The organism is Pedobacter punctiformis (genome assembly GCF_027213715.1).
GTDB classification, from domain to species: Bacteria; Bacteroidota; Bacteroidia; order Sphingobacteriales; family Sphingobacteriaceae; genus Pedobacter; species Pedobacter punctiformis.
Genome location: NZ_JAPWGM010000005.1, coordinates 41,434 through 60,986, shown reverse-complemented (window position 1 = coordinate 60,986; position 19,553 = coordinate 41,434). Strand labels below are relative to the sequence as shown.

The 19,553-nt window shown below is 37.5% G+C and carries 14 protein-coding genes; 9 read left to right on the top strand and 5 right to left on the bottom strand.

Translation table 11 applies throughout. The features are described from left to right. The first annotated feature begins 232 nt into the window (after nucleotides 1–232). The 4 genes from thrA (at nucleotide 233) to thrC (ending at nucleotide 5,514) form a co-directional block, all read left to right on the top strand. The gene (thrA, locus tag O0955_RS14255; protein WP_269428226.1) at nucleotides 233–2,686 is read left to right on the top strand and encodes a bifunctional aspartate kinase/homoserine dehydrogenase I; all 2,454 of its coding nucleotides are present in this window, start codon (nucleotides 233–235) and stop codon (nucleotides 2,684–2,686) included. A gap of 4 nt (nucleotides 2,687–2,690) precedes the next feature. Next, nucleotides 2,691–3,143, top strand: coding sequence for a DinB family protein (locus tag O0955_RS14250; protein ID WP_269428225.1), 453 nt, complete (start codon nucleotides 2,691–2,693; stop codon nucleotides 3,141–3,143). A 23-nt stretch (nucleotides 3,144–3,166) separates the two neighbouring features. Then, nucleotides 3,167–4,099 carry a homoserine kinase gene (locus O0955_RS14245; protein WP_269428224.1) on the top strand — a complete coding sequence of 311 codons (933 nt, stop codon included), beginning with the start codon at nucleotides 3,167–3,169 and terminating at the stop codon, nucleotides 4,097–4,099. A 104-nt stretch (nucleotides 4,100–4,203) separates the two neighbouring features. Continuing rightward, nucleotides 4,204–5,514 carry a threonine synthase gene (thrC, locus tag O0955_RS14240; protein WP_269428223.1) on the top strand — a complete coding sequence of 437 codons (1,311 nt, stop codon included), beginning with the start codon at nucleotides 4,204–4,206 and terminating at the stop codon, nucleotides 5,512–5,514. 364 nt (nucleotides 5,515–5,878) lie between these two features. Here thrC and O0955_RS14235 read toward each other — a convergent pair whose 3' ends face one another. The 5 genes from O0955_RS14235 to O0955_RS14215 form a co-directional block, all read right to left on the bottom strand. Further along, nucleotides 5,879–7,399 (bottom strand): glycoside hydrolase family 10-like protein, encoded by a 1,521-nt coding sequence (locus O0955_RS14235; protein ID WP_269428222.1) that lies wholly within the window; start codon nucleotides 7,397–7,399, stop codon nucleotides 5,879–5,881. A gap of 54 nt (nucleotides 7,400–7,453) precedes the next feature. Continuing rightward, nucleotides 7,454–8,005 (bottom strand): hypothetical protein, encoded by a 552-nt coding sequence (locus O0955_RS14230; protein ID WP_269428221.1) that lies wholly within the window; start codon nucleotides 8,003–8,005, stop codon nucleotides 7,454–7,456. Between the two features lie 88 nt (nucleotides 8,006–8,093). Further along, nucleotides 8,094–8,513, bottom strand: a complete 420-nt coding sequence (locus O0955_RS14225) for a tail fiber domain-containing protein (RefSeq protein ID WP_269428220.1) — start codon at nucleotides 8,511–8,513, stop codon at nucleotides 8,094–8,096. A gap of 63 nt (nucleotides 8,514–8,576) precedes the next feature. Continuing rightward, entirely contained in the window at nucleotides 8,577–8,870 is a 294-nt protein-coding gene (locus O0955_RS14220; protein WP_269428219.1) for a hypothetical protein, read from the bottom strand. A gap of 70 nt (nucleotides 8,871–8,940) precedes the next feature. Then, a complete protein-coding gene (locus O0955_RS14215) occupies nucleotides 8,941–9,786 on the bottom strand; it encodes an AraC family transcriptional regulator (RefSeq protein ID WP_269428218.1) in 846 nt (281 codons plus the stop codon). Nucleotides 9,787–9,936: 150 nt separating this feature from the next. Here O0955_RS14215 and O0955_RS14210 point away from each other — a divergent pair, with 150 nt between their 5' ends. The 5 genes from O0955_RS14210 to O0955_RS14190 all read left to right on the top strand — a co-directional run bounded on the left by O0955_RS14210 (nucleotide 9,937) and on the right by O0955_RS14190 (nucleotide 19,497). After that, nucleotides 9,937–11,184 (top strand): MFS transporter, encoded by a 1,248-nt coding sequence (locus O0955_RS14210; RefSeq protein ID WP_269428217.1) that lies wholly within the window; start codon nucleotides 9,937–9,939, stop codon nucleotides 11,182–11,184. Between the two features lie 16 nt (nucleotides 11,185–11,200). Beyond that, complete coding sequence (gene treF, locus O0955_RS14205) at nucleotides 11,201–12,751, top strand: alpha,alpha-trehalase TreF (RefSeq protein WP_269428216.1); 1,551 nt, start codon at nucleotides 11,201–11,203, stop codon at nucleotides 12,749–12,751. 62 nt (nucleotides 12,752–12,813) lie between these two features. Continuing rightward, nucleotides 12,814–15,864, top strand: a complete 3,051-nt coding sequence (locus O0955_RS14200) for a SusC/RagA family TonB-linked outer membrane protein (RefSeq protein ID WP_269428215.1) — start codon at nucleotides 12,814–12,816, stop codon at nucleotides 15,862–15,864. 18 nt (nucleotides 15,865–15,882) lie between these two features. Continuing rightward, nucleotides 15,883–17,382 carry a RagB/SusD family nutrient uptake outer membrane protein gene (locus tag O0955_RS14195; RefSeq protein WP_269428214.1) on the top strand — a complete coding sequence of 500 codons (1,500 nt, stop codon included), beginning with the start codon at nucleotides 15,883–15,885 and terminating at the stop codon, nucleotides 17,380–17,382. An 84-nt stretch (nucleotides 17,383–17,466) separates the two neighbouring features. Beyond that, the gene (locus O0955_RS14190) at nucleotides 17,467–19,497 is read left to right on the top strand and encodes a kojibiose hydrolase (protein WP_269428213.1); all 2,031 of its coding nucleotides are present in this window, start codon (nucleotides 17,467–17,469) and stop codon (nucleotides 19,495–19,497) included. Nucleotides 19,498–19,553 lie beyond the last annotated feature (56 nt).

Genomic DNA, 19,553 nt, shown 5'->3' with positions numbered 1-19,553 from the left:
AAAATTCAAAAAACATTTGCATTTTAAAAAAATATTCTTCTACTTTACGGTGTACAAAGTACACAACGACAACATGAATTTTAACACTTCAATTATTACAACAATTATTACAACCACCGGTATAAACCAGAGGGGCTAATTTGTTGTAAATTGAAAAAATATAAACACAGAAGACGCCCCCGAAAATCGGGGGCGTTTTTTTTTTAACCCAAATTTTTTAAACGAAAAAATAATGAAGGTACTTAAATTCGGCGGCACATCCGTAGGTTCGGCCGAGAACATTAAAACGCTCTTACGCCTGGTGGCAGAAGAAAAACAGAAGAACAATCCGGTAGTTGTATTATCGGCAATGAGTGGTGTAACCAATTTACTAACCGATATGGCCGAAAGTGCCGAACGGGGTGAAGATTACGACTCCTCTTTAAAAGAAATTGAGGCAAAACATTTTGCTGTTATCCGCTCGCTCCTGCCTGCGGCAGCGCAAAACCCCGTGTTTACCCGTTTAAAGATATTCTTTAACGAACTGGAAGATTTATTACAGGCTGTGAGTAACCTGCGGGAACTGAGTTTGCAAACCAAAGATCAGATTTTAAGTTATGGCGAGCGCTGCTCAACTTTTATGATTGCACACATTGCTTCGCAAACTTTTAATGAAGCGCTATATGTAAATGGTGCAGAGTTGATTAAAACTGATAGTAATTTCGGTCAGGCCAAGGTAGACACTGAATTAACAGAGTTATTAATCAACGATTTTCATCAGGCCAATAAAAGCAAAGTACTTTTCGTTACCGGCTTTATCGCCAGTAATCATGCAGGCAGAATCACCACTCTAGGTCGTGGAGGCTCTGATTATACTGCTGCAGTTTGGGCCGCAGCTTTAAATGCAGAAGAAATAGAAATCTGGACGGATGTAAATGGCATGATGACTGCAGATCCTCGGATTGTAAAAAAAGCATTCTCCCTGCCAGAGCTGAGTTATACGGAGGCTATGGAACTAAGTTACTTTGGTGCTAAAGTGATTTATCCGCCAACTATGATTCCGGCTTTCATGAAAAAAATTCCAATTGTAATTAAAAATACTTTTGAACCGGATTTTGCAGGAACTTATATAAAAAGTGATGTTAAGCCATCCAGTTTACCAATTAAAGGCATTTCTTCAATCGATCACATCAGCATCATCAACCTAACCGGAAGCGGTATGGTGGGTAAGGCAGGTTTTAGTGGCCGGTTATTTTCTTTACTTTCCCGTGAACAGATTAACGTGGTGTTGATTACACAATCTTCATCTGAGCACAGCATCACTTTCGCGGTAAAACCAACTGATGCTTCGCATGCAATTACATTAATCAAAAAAGAATTTGAACTGGAACTGGATGCAAAGAAATTAGAATTACCTGAAGTCGAAAATAATCTGGCGGTTTTAGCCATTGTTGGCGAAAATATGAAACATACGCCGGGAATGAGCGGACGTTTATTTAACGCTTTGGGCAGAAACGGTATTAATGTAAGAGCAATTGCACAGGGCTCATCAGAATATAATATTTCAGTAATTATCAGTTCGGCTGATTTATCAAAAGCGGTAAATGCCGTACACGATGCTTTCTTTACTGATTTAAAAAGAACTTTAAATATTTTTTGTCTGGGTACCGGAAGTATCGGTAAAACTTTATTCAACCAGCTAAAAGAACAAATGCCTTTTCTGGCCGCCAATAATGATTTACAAGTTAAAGTTGCCGGAATAAGCAATACCAGAAAAATGATTTTCAATGCCGAAGGTTTGTCTTTGGAAGATTGGGAACAGGAATTAAACAACCACGGAGAACAAGCCAATTTAGCTGGTTTTGTGGAGAGAATGAAAGCGTTAAACCTGCCGAACTGTGTTTTTGTAGATAATACGGCAAGCGAATCACCGATAAAATTTTATCAGGGCATTTTTGAGAACAGTATTTCAGTGGTTACCTGTAACAAAAAGGGAAATTCAGCAGATTTTGCTCAATACAAATCCTTTAAAGATACCGCCCGTAAATTTGGTGTCGATTTTTATTATGAAACCAATGTGGGCGCAGGCTTACCCATTATCCGCACGCTAAAAGAATTGATGATGAGTGGCGATAAGGTTGCCCGCATAGAAGCCATTTTATCAGGAACAATTTCTTACATCTTTAACAACTTTAAAGGCGAAGCAGGTTTTTATGAAACCGTTAAAGAAGCACAAGAACTGGGTTATACTGAGCCCGATCCGCGTGATGATTTAAATGGTAAGGATTTTATGCGTAAAATGCTCATCCTTGCCCGCGATGCTGGTTATCCCTTAGAAGCCGAAGATGTAAAAATTGATAACATTTTACCCGAAGCTTGCTTACGGGCCGCAACGGTTGAAGATTTTTACAACGAACTTCAAGCCAATTCAGCTTATTTTGAGGAGTTGAAAAACAAAGCCGCTAATGACGGTAAAGTTTTACGCTACATCGGTAAGCTTGAAGATGGAAATGTGGAGATCAGCTTGCAAATGGTTGATGACAGCCATCCTTTTTATATGCTTTCAGGCAGTGATAACATCATCTCTTTTACAACAGACCGGTATAAATCCCGTCCATTGGTGGTTAAAGGCCCCGGAGCCGGTGCTGAGGTTACCGCAGCCGGTGTTTTTGCCGATATTATTAATGTAGGAACGTTAAATAATTAGTATAATGAGTTTAGTTTCAGAACACAAAAACGAAATTCTTATGCTGGTTAAGCAGGCGCTAACTGATTTTGAAAGCATCACTGAAGAAGCCTGGAATGATAAACCCCAGCCCTTAAAATGGTCTAAAAAAGAATTGTTAGGTCATCTGGTAGACAGTGCTTCCAATAATACCAGGCGTTTAATTGTTGGCCAGTATGAGCAGGGCGCTAAAATTGTTTACCATCAGGATGAATGGGTAAGCTACCAAAACTATCAGGAAGCCAGCGTAGCTGATGTTAAAATACTTTGGAAATTATTGAACGATCAGATTGCCCGGGTGATTGAAAAAATACCGGAAAATAAGCTTCAAAATGTTTGCGATACCGGCAAAGGAAAAGTAGAAATGCATACCCTCGCCTATTTTATTGAAGATTATGTTGTGCATTTAAAATATCACTTAAAACAAATAACTGCTTAGCAACTTGTTAGGTCTATAAAAAAATGAAAGATAGTATAAAAGTTTTCGCACCTGCCACGGTTGCAAATGTTGTTTGCGGTTTTGATGTGCTGGGTTTTGCTGTTAATGAACCCGGTGATGAAGTTGAGATGCATTTAACGGATACACCTGGCGTAACCATAAAAAGAATTACCGGTGATGACGGCCGTTTGCCGCTGGATGCCGCAAAAAATACCGTGAGTGCAAGCGTACAGCATTATTTAAAGCACATTAACCGTTTAGATGTTGGTGTAGAAATAGAATTGCATAAAAAAATGCCAATTGGTAGTGGTTTAGGCTCAAGTTCGGCCAGCACTGTTGCCGGTTTATTTGCCATAAACAAATTAATGGGCGATTTATTAACGGCTAAAGAACTGGTTCCTTTTGCCATGAAAGGTGAAGAACTGGCTTGTGGTTATGGCCATGCAGATAATGTTGCCCCTGCTTTACTGGGCGGCTTTGTTTTGGTTAGAAGTTACGAACCACTGGATGTGATTTCTTTGCCAACGCCCGCAGGTATGTACGCGGCAATTGTATATGCCGAAGTGGATGTGCCAACTAAAGATGCCCGTCAAATGATTCGCAGTAAAGTTTTTTTAAAAGATGCGGTTACTCAATGGGGAAATGTTGCCGGATTGGTTAGCGGATTATTTATGAACGATTTCGATTTAATTGGCAGAAGCATGAAAGATGTGCTGGTTGAACCAACCCGTTCTATTTTAATTCCGGGTTTTGAAGAAATGAGAAAGCTTGCCATAGAAAATGGTGCCATTGGTTTCGGCATTTCAGGTTCAGGACCGTCTGTTTTTGCCTTAACAAAAGACGAAGAAACGGCAAAACGCATTACCAAAGCTCAACAACAATACTTAAACAAAATTAATATTAACAGCAAAGCTTACGTTTCTTCAGTAAATGCTGAAGGACCAAGAGTAATTTAAGAAAGATGTAGGGTACAAGTCGGAAAGTTAAAAGCTTAAAGCGAAACTAAGCACCATACCCCTGCATCTCTTAACTTCACACCCATTCAACCTTATACTATAGAATGAAACTATACTCAACCAACAATACAGCTTTACGTGTTTCTTTCAAAGAAGCCGTTTTTAATAGTATGCCTCAGGATAAAGGTTTGTACATGCCTGTAGAAATCCCACAACTTGATGCAGAGTTTATCCAAAACATTGAACAATACTCTCTGCCAGAAATTGCCTATAAAGTAGCTTCGGTTTTGCTGAAAGACGAAATTCCGGCCAGGGATTTAAAGGCCTTAATTGATGATGCCATTAATTTTGAAGCACCAGTGGTTAAGCTTGATGAAAAAACCTTTGTTTTAGAATTATTTCATGGCCCTTCCTTAGCTTTTAAAGATTTTGGCGCCCGTTTCATGAGTCGCGTAATGGCCTACTTCCTTAAAGATGGAGAGCAATTATTGGATGTACTGGTTGCCACTTCTGGCGATACCGGCGGCGCTGTAGCCCTTGGCTTTTTGGGCGTTCCAAATACGCGGGTTACCATTCTTTATCCTGAAGGAAGAGTGAGTCCGATACAGGAACTTCAGTTAACCACCAATGGACAAAACATTAGGGCTATTGAGGTTAAAGGCACCTTTGATGATTGCCAGACTTTGGTAAAACAGGCTTTTGCAGATGATGAACTAAATGCCAGATTCCGTTTAACATCGGCCAATTCCATTAATATTTCAAGGTTAATTCCACAAACGTTTTATTATTTCAACACTTACGCTCAGCTAAAAAAACAAGGCTTTAGCGATGTTCTTTTTTCTGTGCCGAGCGGTAATTTTGGAAATATTGGTGCCGGTTTGCTGGCCTATAAATTAGGATTGCCTGTTAAACAATTCATTGCGGCAACCAACATGAATGATACCGTTCCGCGTTTTTTAGAGAGTGGTGTATACGAAACCAAACCATCAGTACAAACTTACGCCAACGCGATGGATGTGGGCGCTCCGAGCAATTGGATACGTATTATGGATTTATTTAACCAGGATTTAGAAGCACTAAAAAAAGTGGTTACTTCTTATCGTTTCACAGATGACGAAACGCTGGCCGGGATTAAAGAAATTGATCAAAAATATAACTATGTAGCCTGCCCTCATACTGCTATTGCTTATTTGGCTGTTGAGCAATTTAGAAAGGAAAATCCACAGGATAACAGTGCTGCAGTATTTTTATCTACCGCTCATGCCTGTAAATTCCCTGATATTTTTCCAGCACACATTGGAGCTAAAATAGAGATTCCGGAACAGGTTAAAGCCCTGGAAAGCAAACCTAAACATGCCGGTCAGCTTGGTATAGATTTTAACGCTTTCAAAGAATATTTACTAAGCAAAGCTTAAACCAGTTCTCATTGAAGGACACGAAGCAATTCTAATGCGCTGGAGAGGAAAACCTGACATTGTAAGATTGCTTCGTGCCTCGCAATGACAGGGTGATAATAATAAAATTTATTTGGAAAGCAGAGTTCTGAACGTATCGGTTATGCAAGCCCTGCCATACGCTTTACGTCCCCGAAACCAGGATCGTGTCCGCTCCTGTCAGGTTTAAATTAATCAGGTTTACCCGGGTAAACTAAACCCGACAGCAACGATTCTGATTTTTCATCAGAAATAGTGAATGGCGGGACGGTTTCTGTAAATAACCACTAACATTCGTTTCCTGATTATCACAAAAAGCCAATCTAAGTCTATATTTATAAGTTCATTATGGTGCAACAGGCAGAACTTCAATTTTGCTTTCATTGCCGGTTCTATCCACAGCAGTTACCGCAATATTTTTTAAACTTACTTTGCCCGAATTGATGGATTTAGCAACGAGCAAAAACCTACTCTTTGCATTTAAAATTGTATAAGTCCATTGATCGCCATATTGTGTATAAACGATGTACCGGAAAACATCCTCCTCATTTTTAGGCATCCATTTTACATAAATATCTGCATCTCTTAACTCCGTATTAACCTTAAGTTCAGCAGGCGCACGATCATCCAGCCAGGAAGAAGCGGGAACTAAAGCGTCCTGTTTATATGGGCCTTTTAACAAATCATTGCGCAAACTTTCGTATTTGGTTAACGCTCCAATACTCCAATGAGCTGCACCGGGACTTTTAGGTAAAATCCCTCTGGTAATCATAATTTCATTGATAATTTCGTCACTGTTTTTTTCGCCACCACCAATACCACTATTCAGCCCGGGCCAAAGATGTCTTTGTTTTGTATTTTCAGATTGCCACCAACCCAATAAAACCGGAAAGCTTTGAGGAATATTGTTAACCTGCCAGTAAAGTTGCGGCATAAAATAATCAATCCAGCCTTCGTTTAGCCATAATTTGGCATCGGCATAAAGTTTATCATACTGATCGTAACCTTTGATAGATTCCGGATAGCCCGGTCTCCAAATCCCGAATGGACTGATACCAAATTTCACATATTTCTTTTCGGCTTTAATGACTTTATAAATTCTTTTAACAAAAGTATTTACCGCTTCTCTTCTCCAGTCTCCTCTTGATAATTTTCCGCCATCTTTTTGATATTCGGCATAGCTGGCATCATCCGGAAAATCGGCTCCGCCGTTATATTCATCATAGGGATAAAAATAATCGTCGAAATGTACACCATCAATATCATAACGTTTAACAATATCTTTAACCACTTCTGCCGATAAATCCTGTGTTCCTTTTTTAGCCGGATCAAACCACCAGTAACCTTGTTTTAATTTGTAAACTAATTCAGGGTGTTTTTTTACAACAGATAATTCTCCGGGTTCTCCCCCGGCAATATGATGAGCACGGTATGGGTTTAACCATACATGTAATTCCAAACCACGTTCGTGCGCTGCATTTATCCAAAACTCTAAAGGATCATAATAAGGATCAGGTGCTTTACCCTGGGTCCCGGTCAGAAAATACGACCATGGCTCTAAATTACTTTTATATAAAGCATCTGCCTGCGGGCGAATCTGAAAAATCACCGCATTAAAATGATTTATTTTAAGCATATCCAATAAGGCTAAAACCTCATCCTGTTGCTGTTTTGTGCTTAACCCGGGTTTGCTTGGCCAATTAATATTAGCCACCGTGGCCACCCAGGCCGCACGAAATTCTCTTTCCGCCTTTGGTAAAACGGGCATTCCTGTCTGCTGGGCATAAATGCTTTGGATGCCAATAATGAGGACTAAAAAAGGAAATAGAAATTTAAAGCGCATAATATTCAAATGAACTTTAAACATAATCCATTTAGCTTGCTTGAGAAAGATTATGTTAAATATTTTACGAAAACTGGATTATTTTTTATCCAGTTTATTCCAGTAGGCTAAAACTTCTGTTTTAATACTTTCCGGCAAACTTGAAAAGTTTTTGCTTTGGCTTTCCTTTCCTTCATCCGTTTGTGAAAGCGTATAACTTTCGCCTTTGTGAAAAAGCAGCAGATGTACAGATAATTGCTTCTTAAAGTCGGCATCGTGCAGGCTGTAAATAAAAAAGGCGTCAACCTGTTTATCTTTATCGGCATCTGTAAATCCTTTTCTTGCACCCCAAATGCTAATAATGCCATTGTATGTAATGGTTTTCTCTTGTGTTAACTTCCAGACTTCGCCTATTTTGGTAAATTTCTCTGCATACAAAGTATCCGGATTGCTGCCGGATGGTACTTTAGAAAAAACAAAAATATCTTTAGAAGAGCCATCATCGATCCGGTCTACCATCATTGCCCTGGTACCTTTAAATTTAAACGGTGCATCTTTTAAATCGTTCACACTCATGGCAATTGAAGTAATTTGCGCATAACTGTAACTCATGGATAAACATAAAATTAAGGAGGCGATAATTTTTCTCATGATTAGAATTTTTATTGAAACTACTTATTAATTTTTGAACAAACAAAAAGCCGGAAGAAATCTTCCGGCCTCAATGTTAATCTGAAAGTTATTTACTTTTTTGAGTTTTTAAAATTTCAATCTCCCTTTTCAGTTCTTCAATTTGTTTTTGCTGTTCTTTAATACTGCCAACCAAAAGCGGAATTAAACTTTGATAATCTACGGTTGGAATGGTTGCTGTTTTAAAAGCATTTTTACCTGAAGAATAGTCTTTGGCCCGCTGCGATACCAGGGCAGGCAATACCTTTTGCACACTGGCAGGTATAAAACCATATTGTGGTTTGGAGCTTAATTTTAATTTTTCTGCCCATTGTTTTTCATAATTGAAACTTACCGGTTCTAATTGTGAAACCAGAGTGACAGAATTATTTATAGGCTGAACATTATTTTGCACAATTTCCTGTGCATTAATTTTTAGAGATGCAGAGGTTAAAAACACTGCAAAACAGAAAGAAATTGCTCGTTTCATTTTGTATAATTTGTAAATGAGAAAATGGTTAATTGTTAATTAAAAGCGATTCTTTTATAAACACTAACTTAACGGAGGAGGGGTTAAAACTTCAGGAATATAAGTTGTTTTAACAAAATCATTATGGGAAATGATCTTTTTCAATGGTTCAATCATCACATCTAAATGGGCATGAACAAGAAAATAATCATCGAAATAAGCTTTCTCGATTTTATTTTCTTCCTCTCCGGCAACATCCGAAGAACTACATTTATCGTCTGAATAAAAGTTTAAATACGTGATAGTTCCTCCAGCTTTAAATAATAAAGTAGTGGCAAAACTGAAAATCAGCAGATATTTAAACTTACAAAAATTCATTATTACAAAGATAAAGTCTATTGTCTAAAACAGCTGCAATAATCTCATTCTTCTGTAAAACTTAAAACATTTAGTTTTCTTTCCTAAATTCGGAAGGCGTTTTATTGATGATTTTTCTAAAAATCTTATTGAAATAGGTAACATTATTAAAACCACATTCGAAACACACTTCGGCTACGGTTTTATCCTGCAGTAAAAGCATACAGGATTTTTGAACCCGGTAACGATTCACAAATTCAGTAAAAGTAATGTGCGTCATCCTTTTAAAATAATTACAAAAAGACGGAACGGAAATGTTTACAAGATCGGCCACTTCCTGGATATCAATATCTTTTTGATAATAATTTTCTACATAGGTAAAAATTTTCTGCAACCTCGATCTGTGTTTACTAATTAACCTGGCTACAATGGGTTGTTTATTTAAAATATCGTAAGTATCATCATTGGCCAATACATTAAATACCTCAAGCAACGCGACTACTTTTTCAAAGGGTTTCATTTCCTTCATATTAATCAGCATTTTTTTAATTTCAGTTTTAACAGGCCCGTTAAATTTTATCCCATGTTTAGACCGTTCCAGCAATCCGGAAATGTTTTTCATTTCCGGGAAACACCTTAATAAACCGTCAAGCACTTCTGGTTTAATCTGGATTACAATTTCTTCATGAGGATCACGGGCATTTAAGCCAAAACCTGAATGTGGTACATTTGAACCGATAAATACCAAATCACCATCCTCATACACGCTTAGGTGAGAGCCTACATGCCTGGTTCCGGCACCTTCAAAAACACAAACCAGTTCATATTCGGGGTGATAATGATATTCCCAAACAAATTCTTTAGTTGGTTTATTCTGATGTAAAAATCTAATCGATGAATTTTCATCAGGCTTTATGATTTCATAATGTATTTTCATCGCTATTAAGACTATAACCTATAATATTAGTAATTAAATATTAATATAGTTAAATAAATAATGAATACAGGATAATTTGATTATGCAAAGAATGCACATTTTTGTTTATAACAAACTAAACCACTTTTAACCAAATATTTTTACCGCCCTATGGAATTTTTAAAGATAAAAATTTCTGTACTAATCAATTACCTCTTGTTTGGGGTGTTATTGAATAGTGTAGGTACTGTTATTCTTCAGTCGCAACGTTATTATAAAGTTTCCGCATCATCCGCATCCATTTTAGAAGCATTTAAAGACATTACCATTGCGTTGGTTTCTTTTCTTGTTGCTTCTTTTATAACCAGAATCGGATATAAAAAATCAATGCAAATTGGTTTGGCTGCCGTGGCGGTTACCTGCGTTGTTATTCCTTCGTTAAAAACATTTATTGCAATCAAAATATTGTTTGCAGTAACCGGGGCTAGTTTTGCCTTAATTAAAATTTCAGTATTCGGCAGCATCGGTTTAATTACCAAAAATGAAAAAGAACACATTAGTTTCATGAATTTTATTGAAAGCTTTTTTATGGTTGGCATTTTATCCGGCTATTTTTTGTTCAGCTACTTTATTGACGATTCGGATGCCAGTTCGCCAAGATGGTTCCAGGTTTACTATCTGATCGGCTTCCTTTATGCTGTTGCGCTTATACTTTTAACATTATCTCCACTTAATGAATCAGCAATAAAACCCGCAGCAGATTTAACTGCCAATCAATCTTTTGTAAACATGTTTAAATTACTCATGTTACCATTGGTCATTTCTTTTATTGCCTGTGCTTTTTTATATGTTTTAGTAGAACAAAGCATTATGAGCTGGCTCCCAAGTTTTAACAATAAAGTATTACATCTGCCTTCGTCCTTTAGCATTCTGATGGCGAGCATATTGGCAGGAACTACCGCTCTTGGCCGTTTTTTGGCTGGTTTGGTATTAAAAAAAATATCCTGGTACGTATGCCTGGGTGCATGTTTGGCGGCGGCGGCCTTACTGGTTCTTATTACCATGCCATTAGCGGCAAACACGGTACAGCACAATATCATTACCTGGAAAGATATTCCATTGGTTGCTTATGTTTTTCCTTTAATTGGTTTTTTCCTGGCGCCAATTTACCCTGCAATAAATTCGTTGGTGCTGGCTTCATTACCAAAAAATCAGCATGCGGCAATGTCAGGGCTTATTGTAATTTTCTCTGCTTTGGGTGGCACATTAGGCTCATTAATTACTGGCAATATTTTTCAATATTATGGCGGGAAGGAAGCTTTTTATTTCTCGCTTTTCCCCATCTCGATATTGGCTATAGCACTTTTATTTTTCAATAAATTAAAGAAAACAGTCGTACCCGATTTAATCAAAGATTAACTGCAATCTATTTTACATGCAATCCAACTTACTTTATATTGAAGAGTTAGAAGAATTATTCTTCGACGTGCAAACCCAGAGAATTTTTTCTGATCAAAAGGTTTTTACCGATTGTGTACCAAGATTTACGGCTGCAGAAATTGTACATAAATACCGGCTGCAAAAAAACGATGCTGACTTTCATTTATTGACGTTCCTTCAGGAAACATTTTTTTTACCCGAAAGCTTAAAACTTGCTTCAGATCAGCAAACGACTACGGTACTTGAACACATTAACAATTTGTGGGATAAACTTATTCGTGAAACGATTGAAGAATACAGCTCCCAGATTAATCTGCCTTTTAAATTTATAGTTCCTGGTGGTCGGTTTAGAGAATTATTTTATTGGGATAGTTACTTTACCATGCTTGGCTTACAAGTATCTGGTCGGACAGATTTGATTGAAGATATGGTAAACAATTTTGCCTTCCTCATCAATGAATACGGATTTATTCCTAATGGCAACCGCAGTTATTTTTTAAGCCGTTCTCAACCCCCATTTTTTTCTCTGATGATCGAATTATTGGTAGAAGAAAAAGGAGAAATGAATTTAATAAGGTACCTGCCTGAACTTAAAAAAGAATATAAGTTTTGGATGCAGGGCAGCGAAGAATTAAATCCCGGCACAAATGCCATTGCCCATACCGTAAGGTTACCGGGTGGAGAAATTCTTAACCGCTACTGGGATAATTTGAATACGCCACGACCGGAAGGCTATTATGAGGATCTGGAAATTTATAGCAATACGGTTGGTGAAAAAGATGATTTATATCGAAATATCAGGGCGGCCTGTGCTTCAGGCTGGGATTTTTCGGGCAGATGGTTTGAAAACCCTCAGGATATGGCCAGTATAAAAACAATAGATCTTATTCCGGTTGATTTGAATTGTTTGCTTTGGCATTTAGAATATACCATTGCAAAGGCCTCAAAGTTTGCAGGATTTTATGATGAGCATCTGATTTTTATTCAAAAAGCCAATGACCGTTTAGCCGCAATAAAAAAATACCTGTGGAACAACCAAACTGAGTTGTATTTAGATTACGATTTCAAAAAAGGACAATCTTCACAAACGCCAAGCTTGGCAACCATGTTTCCGTTATTTTTTGGCATAGCAACTAAAATAGAAGCAACTTCTGTAATTAAACATATTGAGCAGGATTTCCTGAAACCGGGAGGGCTAATTACCACACTTTTATCAACCGGACAACAATGGGATGCACCAAATGGCTGGGCTCCGTTACAATGGATTGCACTTTTGGGTGTAAAAAATTATGGTGCAGATGCCTTGGCGAAAAACATCAGCCAAAATTGGCTCAGTACCGTAGACCGGGTTTTTCATAAAACCGGAAAAATTATGGAAAAATATAATGTAACTGATGTTTCACTGGAAGCGGGTGGTGGTGAGTATCCAAATCAGGATGGTTTCGGCTGGACAAATGGTGTTTATCTAAAAATGAATGCAGAACAACTAAACTTAATCAACATAAATTTAAAAACAACCAATATGACAGAAAACAATCCCCTCTAACACTTAATTGTGTATCACTTGAAATTAATTTACTAAAACTAAAAACCAAATATTAATAAACTATGAAAATCACTGTACTCAAAAACAATTGGTTTGTTCAACTGAACATGCCCAAATTGTACGCATTAAAAATGCTGGCAGCACTAAGTTTTTTTATACTGCTCAATTCTGCAGCATTTGCACAAACTATTGTTAAAGGAATTGTTTATGATACGGATAAAATTCCAATGGTTGGTGCAACTATTCAGGTAGCAGGAACAAATACAAGAACACAAACTGATGCCGAAGGAAAATATTCGATTTCGGTGCCTTCTTCATCCGCAAAATTAATTTTCAGTTTTGTTGGTTATCAATCGCAAACGGTAAGTGTTAACAATCAAGGCATTGTTACAGTAACGCTGCAAACCACCAATAACCTGGAAGGCGTTACGGTTGTGGGTTATGCCTCTGTTAAGAAAAATGACTTAACGGGTGCCACCACAACAATATCTGCGAAAGATTTTAATAAAGGTCCTTTAACTTCTCCTGATCAATTATTACAAGGTAAAGTTGCGGGCGTACAAATGACCAATAATAGCGGTCAGCCAGGTGGTGCATCAACTGTTCGAGTTAGGGGCAACTCGGCCATAACCGGTACAGGCCAGCCTTTGTATGTTGTTGATGGAGTTGCGTTGGATAATCGGTCTGCAAGGCCATCAACAAACAATGGTGTTGGAGGCTTATCAAGTAGTCCAACAACAGGGGATACACCAGATGGAAATCCATTAAACTTTATTAATCCAGCGGATATAGAATCGATGGAAATTTTAAAAGATGCTTCTGCAACAGCCATTTATGGTTCGCGTGCAGCATATGGCGTAGTATTAATTACGACTAAAAGAGGTAAAAGCGGTGACACTAAAATAGATGTGGGAGCATCGGCAGGGATTAGCAACATTGCACGCCAGATAGATATTTTAAATGCTGATGAATATCGTACAACATTAAAACAATACGGCCTAACATATGGAGATTTTGGCAACAGTATAAATGCTATGGACGCCATAACTCAAACAGGTTATAATCAAAATTACTCTGTAGGTATTAGCGGGGGTACAAATGGAAATACCTATCGTGCTTCAGTTGGTTATCAGGATCAAAAAGGTATTATCAAAACCAGTAATTTTAAAAAATATAGTGCTGGTTTTAATGGCAATTTTAAATTTTTAGAAAGTAAAAAGTTAGGATTAGATATAAATATGCTAAGCAGCCAGTATTTAGAAGATATTGCGCCAATTAGCACTACATCTGGTTTTCAGGGAAGTTTGATTAGCCAGGCATTGGCCTGGAACCCAACAGAGCCTTTATATAATACCGATGGAAGTTTACATCTTATTAAAGGATCATCACAAATTAATCCATTAGTATCTTTAGAGGCCAATAGTGATAAAGCTAAAGTATCGACGATTTTAGGAAGTATTTCTCCTTATTATAAAATTACACCGTGGTTAGAATATCGTATGCTTGCCAGTGTAAATTACAGTACAGGAATTAGAAGATCATCAACCCGTAGCTTTTTAAATTTAGTAGGTATTGAAGGAAGTGGTTATGGTAGTTATGCAAATACGGAGCTAACCACTAAACAATTTACCAATACCCTAAATTTTAATAAAGAGATTGCTAATAAATTAAATTTAAATGCAATTATTGGATATGAGTATACAAGTTATGGCAATAAAGGCTTGATAAATACAGCTACTGGTTTTGGTACGGCTATTCCAACATTTGTTGATTATACTGATATTTTTCAAGCTACAGATCCGGCTAATCGTACCTCACAAGCATTTAACGATCCAACGTATGAGTTGCAATCTTACTTTGCGAGAGCCATTTTTAATTACGACAGCAAATATATTTTAACAGCTACTTTTAGAAGTGATGGATCTACCCGCTTTGGGGCCAACAACAAGTACGGTTATTTCCCTTCATTTGCGGCTGCCTGGAATATTAAAAATGAAAAATTCTTAAGTGATGCTACATGGTTAAATCAGTTAAAACTAAGATTAGGCTGGGGTATAACCGGTAATCAGGATTTCCCTTCCGGATCTTCGCAACAGCGTTATAATTATGGATTTAATTCAGGTGCACAAAGTACAACCTTCATAAATAATGCAAATCCAGATTTAAAGTGGCAATCAGATAAACAAACTAACATTGGTATTGATTTTGGTTTTTGGGATAGTAAAATTACCGGATCGATAGATTATTTCAATAAAACGACTACTGATTTGTTATTTCCATTAATTCCATTTCAACCGGCATTTGCGGGTGTACCCGTTTGGACTAACTTGCCTGGAGAGATTATCAATAAAGGCTTTGAGTTAAGTGTAAATGCAAATATTATAAGTAAAGACGATTGGTCATGGACATTGGGTGGAAATGCAACCTTTATTAAGAATAAGGTTCAAAACCTTTCACCGGCTGTTGGTATAATTAACACAGGTTCATTAAGTGGTGGTGGCTTGAGTGGGGTAACCGCTGAAGTAATTCAAAATGGATTACCTCTTTTTGCAATGGTGACTAAGAGATTTACAGGCTTGGATGCAAATGGTTTTTCAACATATGAGAACAATGGTGCCCTTTATTATTCAGGCAATCCTAATCCAAAAGTGCTCTTAGGTGTTAGTACAAATGTTGGTTATAAAAAATTCTCGTTTACAGCAAATTTTAATGGCGCTTTTGGTCATGATATCTACAACAATACAGCTAACTCGGTTTTACCTATTAATAATTTAGGCACCAGAAATATAGCTTCAAACTTAATAAATCAAGGTAGTGTTAAAGAGAATATAGCAAACAGTACGTCTGCTTCATCAAGATATATTGAAAAAGGCAATTACCTGAAATTAGCTAATGCTACCATTAATTATAGCATAGGGAACATCGGAAAATCCATAAAGGCACTAAATGTTTATGTGAATGGGCAAAATCTTTTCGTAATAACCAAATATACAGGTTTCGATCCCGAAGTAAACACAAGTAAAAGTGTAAACGGTGTGCCATCGGCGGGTATCGATTATATTGGATATCCAACAGCAAGGACATTTAATTTAGGCGTGAATTTTTCTCTTTAAAATTTTAATTCGAACGACATGAAAAATAAATATATAATAGGTTTTGTAGTGCTGGCGCTTTCCTTTTCGGGATGTACTAAGCTTAAAGAAGACCTGCATGGACAAATTGGAACAGGTGATGTAGACCCTACAAAATTACTTGGAGGAAGTTACGCCGCTATGGCAGGACCTTATCAAGCACCATGGAATTGGTTTGCACTTCAAGAGGTAACATCTGATGAAGTAATAGTACCTACACGTGCGGGCGACTGGGACGATAATGGGAAATGGCGAACTTTACATTTACATACCTGGGATGCAACTCATTCAACCGTTGCAGATGTGTTTTCAGGCTTAAACAGCATATCTTATCTAACTACCAATTTGCTGCAATTTAATCCAAGTCCACAGCAAGCTGCCGAAGCTAGATTTTTACGGGCGTATGCTGAATTTTCTATTTTGGATGGATGGAATCAGGTACCATATAGAGAACCAGGTGAAAGCGTTGTGAACCCATCAAGAGTAAGAACAGCACAGGAAGAAATTAATTATCTTATTGCTGAGCTTACCACAATTATTCCCAATTTACCTTCAGGAACCGCGAACATTGCTAATAAAAATGCCGCAAAAACTTTATTGATGAAGATTTATTTAAATAAAGGAGCATTCTTAAATCGTACAACACCTACATTCGATGCGGCTGACATGGCCAAGGTGATCAGTCTTGCCGATGAAATCGCAGGATCGGGCTATACTTTGACAAGCAACTATTTCGATAATTTCGCTCCCACAAATGATATTTTATCATCTGAAAATATTTTCACAGCTAAAAATTTATCAGGTCAATCTGGTAGCGATTTAGATGGTATGTGGAAATGTACACTCCATTATAATCAATCTCCTTCTGGATATAATGGTTTTTCTACTTTATCAGATTTTTACAACAAATTTGAGGCAACCGACTTAAGAAGAGGCGGAACTTATACCGGGCAAACAAATGTTTCAGGTTTAAAAGTAGGCTTATTAGTAGGACAGCAATATGATCAAAATGGCATAGCATTAAAAGATAGAAAAGGCAATGCTTTAATTTTCGATCCTAAAGTAAGCATTATGGAAACTGATCCCAACCATTTAGAAGTTGCCGGCATCAGAGTAGTAAAATATCCTGTTGATTACCCAAATGTAGATTCAAAAAAACCAAACAACGACTGGGTTTATTTTAGATTTTCAGATGTGTTGTTAATGAAAGCAGAGGCATTGTTGCGCACAAGTCAAGCAGGCCCTGCATTGATTATTGTCAATGCTTTAAGAGCTAAAAGAGGTGCAAGTGCATTCTTAACGTTAACCTTAGATAATTTATTGGATGAAAGAGGACGGGAGCTTTATTGGGAAGGCCAGCGCAGAACAGATTTAATTCGTTTCGGTAAATTTTTAAACCCATGGCAAGAAAAACCAACTGATAATCCTAAGTATTTACTTTTCCCAATTCCCAGCAGTCAGGTAGGAAATCCTAATCTTAAACAAAACCCTGGTTATTAACTAAATAGTTGAGTTTTACATTAAATGAGTCTGACACAGTGTTAGGCTCATTTTTATTAAATCTACTTTCTTATAAAAAGATATATGAAAAAAACAATTACATTCTTTTTGGTCATTCTTTTTTATTTTGAGTCAAAAGCACAGGATCCCTGGAAAATAAAGCCTGACAACATTGATGCTAATAATTATTATGGAGTAACTGTTGGCAATGGTATAATTGGTGTGGTTTCTTCTGCCGAACCTTTTAAAGTTAAAGACGTTGTGTTAGCAGGTGCCTACGATACCTACGGACGTGGAAGAGTAAGCAATTTCTTGAAGGGGTTTAACCTTTTAAATATGTTTATCGAAATTGATGGTAAACGTTTAGATGCAAAAAACATTCAGAACATGCGCCAGGAACTGGATATGCAGCATGCATCTTTTACCACAACCCTTGATTTTGGTAGTAAAGCGACCATCAAGTATACTTATTATGCACTGCAGCAACTGCCCTACTCTGTTTTAATGGATGTAACCATTACTGCAAAGCAAGATCTTAATTTAACCGCGGCAAGCGTAATGGAAACGCCTGATGCTTTGCGGGATGTACAAAATTATTACAACGAAATTGACAGACCTCACGTTACTTTGAGTCTTTTAACCTCAACGGCAAAAAGCCCGACGGGTAAACTTCAGTTATGTGCTTCAAATAGCTTTTTGTTTAGCGAAGAACATGGTCATGAGCCCAAAATTATCCATGAGATGTGGGATAACAGTATGCATTTGATGAAGTTTAGCAAACCCCTTAAAAGTGGTTCAAGTTATACCTATGCGGTTGTTGGCAGTACGATTACTTCTGCCCAACATGCTGATCCTTTAAACGAAGCAGAAAGGTTAACTATTTTTGCCAAACTGGAAGGGAGAGACAGGTTAATCAAATTCCACAATCAGGCCTGGGATAAACTCTGGGAATCTGACATCAAAATTGAAGGAGATCCGCAAGCGCAGCAGGATGTGCACAGCATGTTGTATCATTTAACCTCTTTTTCAAGGGCCGGAACATCAAATTCACTTTCTCCAATGGGTTTATCTGGCTTGGGTTATAACGGACATGTATTCTGGGATACTGATATATGGATGTTTCCTGCGCTTTTGGTGTTGCATCCTGATATCGCAAAATCATTGATTGAATACCGCTTCGAACGTTTGGAAGCAGCCAAACGCAATGCCTTCTCACACGGTTATAAAGGCGCTATGTACCCCTGGGAAAGTGCAGATACGGGAGTTGAGGAAACGCCTGTTTGGGCATTAAGTGGCCCTTTTGAGCATCACATATCCGCTTGCGTTGCTTTAGCTGCTTACAATTATTTCCGCGTAACCCAAGATACTGTTTGGCTTAAAGAAAAAGGCTGGCCAATATTATCAGCCACAGCCGATTTTTGGGCAAGCCGCGTAGAGCGAAACGGAGCAGGTAAATTTGATATAAAAAATGTAGTTGCTGCTGATGAGTGGGCTGAAAATGTAGATAATGATGCTTTTACAAATGCCGCAGCTAAAGCTAATTTATTTAATGCAACGGCAGTCGCTAAAATATTAGGCATGGAGGCAAATCCAGACTGGAATTATGTTGCGCAAAATATTCCAATCCTGACCTTAGAAAATGGCGTAACCAAAGAACATGAAACCTATAAGGGAGAAGGCATTAAGCAGGGCGATGTTAATCTTTTAGCTTATCCGCTTAAAGAAATCACGGATAAAAAACAGATCGAAAAGGATTTGGCTTATTATGAAACCAGAGTACCTAACGAAGGAACACCAGCAATGACGCATGCTATATTTTCGTTGTTATACTCCAGGTTAGGCAATGGGAAAAAGGCCTATCATTTTTTTAAAGATGCTTACGAACCCAATCTTAATCCACCATTCAGGGTAATTGCAGAAACAAAAGGAGGTACAAATCCATACTTTGCTACCGGAGCAGGTGGTGTATTGCAATCTGTATTAATGGGATTTGGAGGATTGGAAATTACACCATCAGGTATTACTCAAATTAAAACACAATTGCCTCCAAACTGGAAATCTCTAAAAATTACTGGTGTTGGAAAAGATAAAAAAACCTATACCAATAGTCAGTAAATTACTGGCATCTCCTGGTTTGAAAATCTTTTCTAATTTTGTCATGCTGACGAAGG